We start from the raw sequence: 4430 nt of genomic DNA, 5'->3' as shown, positions 1-4430 counted from the left end.
TAATTTAGATTAATAATTATGGAAAAAATTACTCTTATCTTGTTAAAGTTTACTCTATTTATGCTCAGGCAAGATCGTGATCAAATTCCCGAATCAAAGGCGAAGTTAGAGGGATTTTCCCCTTTGTAATAAAGTTAACAATAGGCAGTTAAAATGCAGTAAAGCTTATTAACAACTCTCATTAATCTTCTATGAATATAACTTCGGTTGACGGAATTGATAAACATCAGTGATCGCCTGTACCCAACCATTAGCAACTGATTCTAATAATCGATCGCCTTTTTCTTTACTTGCATTAGTAGCATCTCCCATCACTCCACTTTTAGTTAATTCCTTAGTTAACCAAGCAAAGGGTAATTTTCCCTCCATAGTTAACAAACTATTTTCTGGCAAACCTTGAGGATATTCTCGGACGGCCCGCTCAATTTTTACCTGTTCTGGCAGTAATGATAACATAATGCTAGTTTCCACATCTCCTGCATGAATACCGTATTCTAATTCATATTCCGAGAATAATTCAGCCGCATTGTGGGGAACTCGCCAAGTGAAAAAAGGAAATACTAAAAAATCGGGATATTGTTGATGAATATCCCTAGCAGCAATTTCCATAACTTGCGGTTGCCCGCCGTGGGAGTTCATTAATACTAACTTGCGAAAACCCGAACGATAGAGACTTTCAGCTATCTCTTGAATGAGGGTTAATAAGGTGGCTGCCGAGAGGGTAATCGTGCCTGGAAAAGACCAATGTTCGTTAGATTTTCCGTAGTAGAGACAGGGTAAAGCGAAAGCGGCGATGTTTGTATCTAATTTCTCGAAAGCTTTGCCTAAAACCCCTAAACTAATGGCAGCATCGACGGCAATAGGTAGATGGGGTCCGTGTTGTTCGATCGCACCGATGGGTTGAATAATTACCACATTTTCCTTATCTGGCATTGAATCTATATCTGTCCAAGTAAGATAGGGAAAATAACGATGTGGGGGAATAAAACCGTGCATCATAATTTTATTGGGGGTGAGGGATTATGCTTGGGGGAAAAAATTACTGTTTATATTGTAATTTTATCACTAATTCTTGGCAAGGTGGCCAATCGTCAACTATCGAGACTATGGAGAGTATCAAGAATACCTATAGGGCCAGACGAGGAAAAAGAAAGAGTCGAAGCGGAGCGAAAAATAAGCGTGGCAGCATTGGCCAAGAACAAAACCGCATCGGAAATCAACCCTTGTCACCGAAAAACTTTTCCAAGAGATTCCCCCTGACAAAAGAAAAACCGACCTTTGTGACAAGGCCAAAGAATTTTGTGGACATCAAGAGTTGAGTCAGAAACTAGGAACAGATTTTTATTTTGCTACTCCTTATCATTTTTGGGAAAGAGGATTAAACCCAGGGTAAGAGCATCTTAAATCCTTGACAAAATGAACTTTATCTGGTTTTCTTCCCCATACCCCACACCCCAACAAACTTTTTGCCGCAAACCCTATGTAACCCTAAAGTTTTATTTACCTTCTCCTACTACAGATTGATAAAATCTTTCTAGACTTTCTACAGAGGTTCGATCGTTAAATACTGTATCGATATTCATTTTAGTATAATCTTTGATTGTTTGTCGCCATTGATTATCTAAACCTAAACGGATAGCAATTTCAATATAGTGATTTTTATCCGTAGCAATTGTATCAGTTATTCCTAATCTTTTCAAGATAGCATAGGAATGTCGTCCGCGCATAAATTCCCCTGGACAGGTAACAACTGGAAGCTGACAGGCAATTGCTTCTAAGGTGGTATTTCCTCCCGACCAACTTAAGTTATCTAAATAGATGTCTGCTAATAAGTTAAGCTGAAAATAATCATTTTGTTCTAATTGTGGCATCATTACCCCGTAATCTTGCCAATTGAGTCCATACTTATTAAAAGCTTGACTTAATCTCGACTGAAAGCAATGGGTCACAAATTCGCTACGATGACAGATAAAAATAAAGTGGCTGTGGGGAACTTGTCGGGCAATTCTAGGAAAAATATCGTCATTTTCTGGCAGATATTTAAATAAACTTTGACAGTTTAAGTAGATGATTTTATCCTCGGCTAATCCCATCTCTAAACGAGTTTTTCTCTGGGGAGGAAGCGAGGGTTTAGCATAGGCAATACCTAAATTGGATAAGCGAATTAATTTTTCACTGTAGTGATTATCTCCCTCCACAGGTTCCATTAATTCACTGGAGATAAAATAATCAATGGTTGGTAATCCTGAGGTGATTGGATGGCCCCAAGTTACACATTGTACTGGAGCTAAACGCAATCCTGCTAGTTGGGTAGTACGAGCATCCATACCAATATCTAAATAAACCAGAATATGTAACTGATTATCTAAAATATGTTGGGCAATTGTTTCCATATTGACCAGATTATCAAACTGATAAAAATATTCACTTTGCTCTTGATATTGTTTGGTAAAATTATCGAAGGTGTTATTAATATCTATTCCATAACAATAAATTTCAAATTGTTCTCGATTTCGCCACTGCAACCATCCTTGAAAGAGTTTCGCTACTGTGTGATGACGCAGGTGAGCAGAAATATAGCCAAGGCGAATTTTTCCCGTAGGCATGGTTAGGTTTTTTACCCAATTGGGAAAGTTAACCGAGGCAATTTTATAAACTAATTCTCCATATTTTTTTTGTAGTTCTAAATCATTTTCCGCTTGATATTGAAGATAAAAGTTAGTTCTTAATCCAATACTTTTCCAAGCCTCTTGTTGTTGATTATTAGTGTTTAAATCAAGATTTTCCAAGATATTATCTAACCGTTTCTCGTAGTTTGATCGATATTGCATAATATCGGCTTGAGTTGTGTAAACTATCGGCATTAACCGCATTAATTCTAACTTCAGGGATGGGTGATCGGGAAGATACTCTAAAGCTGATTTAGTTGCTTGAATTGCCACCTCGATCGGATAATTATTTTGTAGTAACCAAATTAGGCGCAAATGTAAATCAATATTTTCTGGATGATAGGCAATGCCTTTTTTATACACTTCTAAAGCTTGTTTTTCTTCTTTAAGAATGAGATGGCAATGGGCGCAATTTAAATAAAAATTGCTGTCCTCTATTTTAATTGCTAATAATTTTTGATAATAGTTTAATGCTAATTGATAGATTTTTCTTTGATAAAAATAATCACCAGAATAAAGATTCGCTCTTTTTTGGTCAGCTTGCAGAATTTGCCAAAGGGAGAGATTTTGACTAATTTCTCCTCTATCTCCTGCCAGTTGTTGAGCCATTTTATAAGCATTTTTTGCTTCTGTCCAAGCTTGTTTAACTAAATAGACATTGCCTAAATTGATATAGAAAGGATAAAAATCAGCCTGGTTATTAATTCCCTGCTGATAGAATTTTTCGGCTGACTCTAGCTGCCCTAATCGATAAAATAAATTGCCCAGTTTATTATAAGCATCGACAAAATTAGCATTGAGATCAATCGCTTTTTGATAAGCTGATAAAGCTATATCTAAACGTGATTGCTTTTCTAGCACCATGGCCATAGTATAATGATATAAGGCTTGATTTTCCTCTAATTCTATGGCTCGTGCTAAACAGTTAAAAGATTCTGTTAGTCGGTTAATTATATAGTATAAATATCCTAAATCGTGCCAGATGTAAGCTAATTGTTCACGCCAAGATAAAATTCTTAAGTAAAAGTCCTCAGCTAAAGTATATTCTCGCCGATTAATTGCCTCTTGCACCTCTTGAAGACAGGAGTTTATCGCAGTCAGGGCATAATTTTCTATCTCTTCATCCCCTTCTATTTCCTCTAATTCTAGCCACTGAAGATAGATTAATTTAGCTTGGCCAAACTGCCAGCAATCGAGATTTCTAATTATCTCTTTTTTGAGGAGCATAATTAAATCTTGACTAGACTCTGATTGTAATAGCCAAAATAACCAAATTTCTTGCGCTGTTGCTTGCTGCTCTAGCAGCAGATAAGCTAATCCCAGATAGGGATAATAATCAGTCACTTCCGGATGAACCGCGAGCGCTTGTTGACAAAATAACAATAACTGATTATAGTCTCCCGATGCTAACATTAGCTCGATCGCTTGTTGGTGATTACTGTTGATCATCGAAAATTTGGGTCTGAAACCCCGTCGTTCTACGACGGCTTTACTGTTAAATATGAGCATCGTTTACGAAATATATGCTAAAATGTGAGACATGGAAAAAGCCTATTCGTTTCGATTTTACCCCACACCCGAACAAGAGTCGCTATTGCGGCGCACATTGGGCTGTGTAAGATTAGTTTACAACAAAGCTCTCCACGAACGAACACAAGCTTGGTACGAAAGACAAGAAAGAGTAGGCTACGCTCAAACTTCTTCAATGCTAACCGATTGGAAAAAGCAAGAAGAATTAGAGTTTCTCAATGAAGTAAGCTG

The 4430-nt window shown here is 37.1% G+C and carries 3 protein-coding genes and 1 pseudogene; 2 read left to right on the top strand and 2 right to left on the bottom strand.

The annotated features are described in order from the left end of the window. Positions 1 to 189 precede the first annotated feature (189 nt). On the bottom strand, positions 190 to 999 hold the full coding sequence (locus PX636_RS19240) for a creatininase family protein (RefSeq protein WP_002780034.1): 810 nt from the start codon (positions 997 to 999) through the stop codon (positions 190 to 192). A gap of 171 nt (positions 1000 to 1170) precedes the next feature. On the opposite strand from PX636_RS19240, the pseudogene PX636_RS19235 reads away from it, so the two are divergent. Beyond that, positions 1171 to 1384: pseudogene (locus tag PX636_RS19235) on the top strand (IS30 family transposase); the annotation flags it as partial. Between the two features lie 112 nt (positions 1385 to 1496). Here the strand turns inward: PX636_RS19235 and PX636_RS19230 are convergent. Continuing rightward, positions 1497 to 4118, bottom strand: coding sequence for an O-linked N-acetylglucosamine transferase, SPINDLY family protein (locus PX636_RS19230; protein WP_288118339.1), 2622 nt, complete (start codon positions 4116 to 4118; stop codon positions 1497 to 1499). A gap of 91 nt (positions 4119 to 4209) precedes the next feature. Here PX636_RS19230 and PX636_RS19225 point away from each other — a divergent pair. Further along, a partial coding sequence (locus tag PX636_RS19225; RefSeq protein WP_288118337.1) for a helix-turn-helix domain-containing protein occupies positions 4210 to 4430 on the top strand: 221 nt, incomplete at its 3' end.

Origin of the sequence: Microcystis sp. M53598_WE2 (assembly GCF_030067735.1) — a bacterium.
GTDB classification, from domain to species: domain Bacteria; phylum Cyanobacteriota; class Cyanobacteriia; order Cyanobacteriales; family Microcystaceae; genus Microcystis; species Microcystis aeruginosa.
The sequence above is the reverse complement of the archived record's forward strand: the minus strand, read 5'-3'. Positions and strand labels throughout refer to the sequence as shown.

Bases quoted from the DNA above. Each gene is read 5' to 3' on its own strand.
- PX636_RS19240 (WP_002780034.1), bottom strand. From the start codon at position 999: ATGATGCACGGTTTTATTCCCCCACATCGTTATTTTCCCTATCTTACT.
- PX636_RS19230 (WP_288118339.1), bottom strand. From the start codon at position 4,118: ATGATCAACAGTAATCACCAACAAGCGATCGAGCTAATGTTAGCATCG.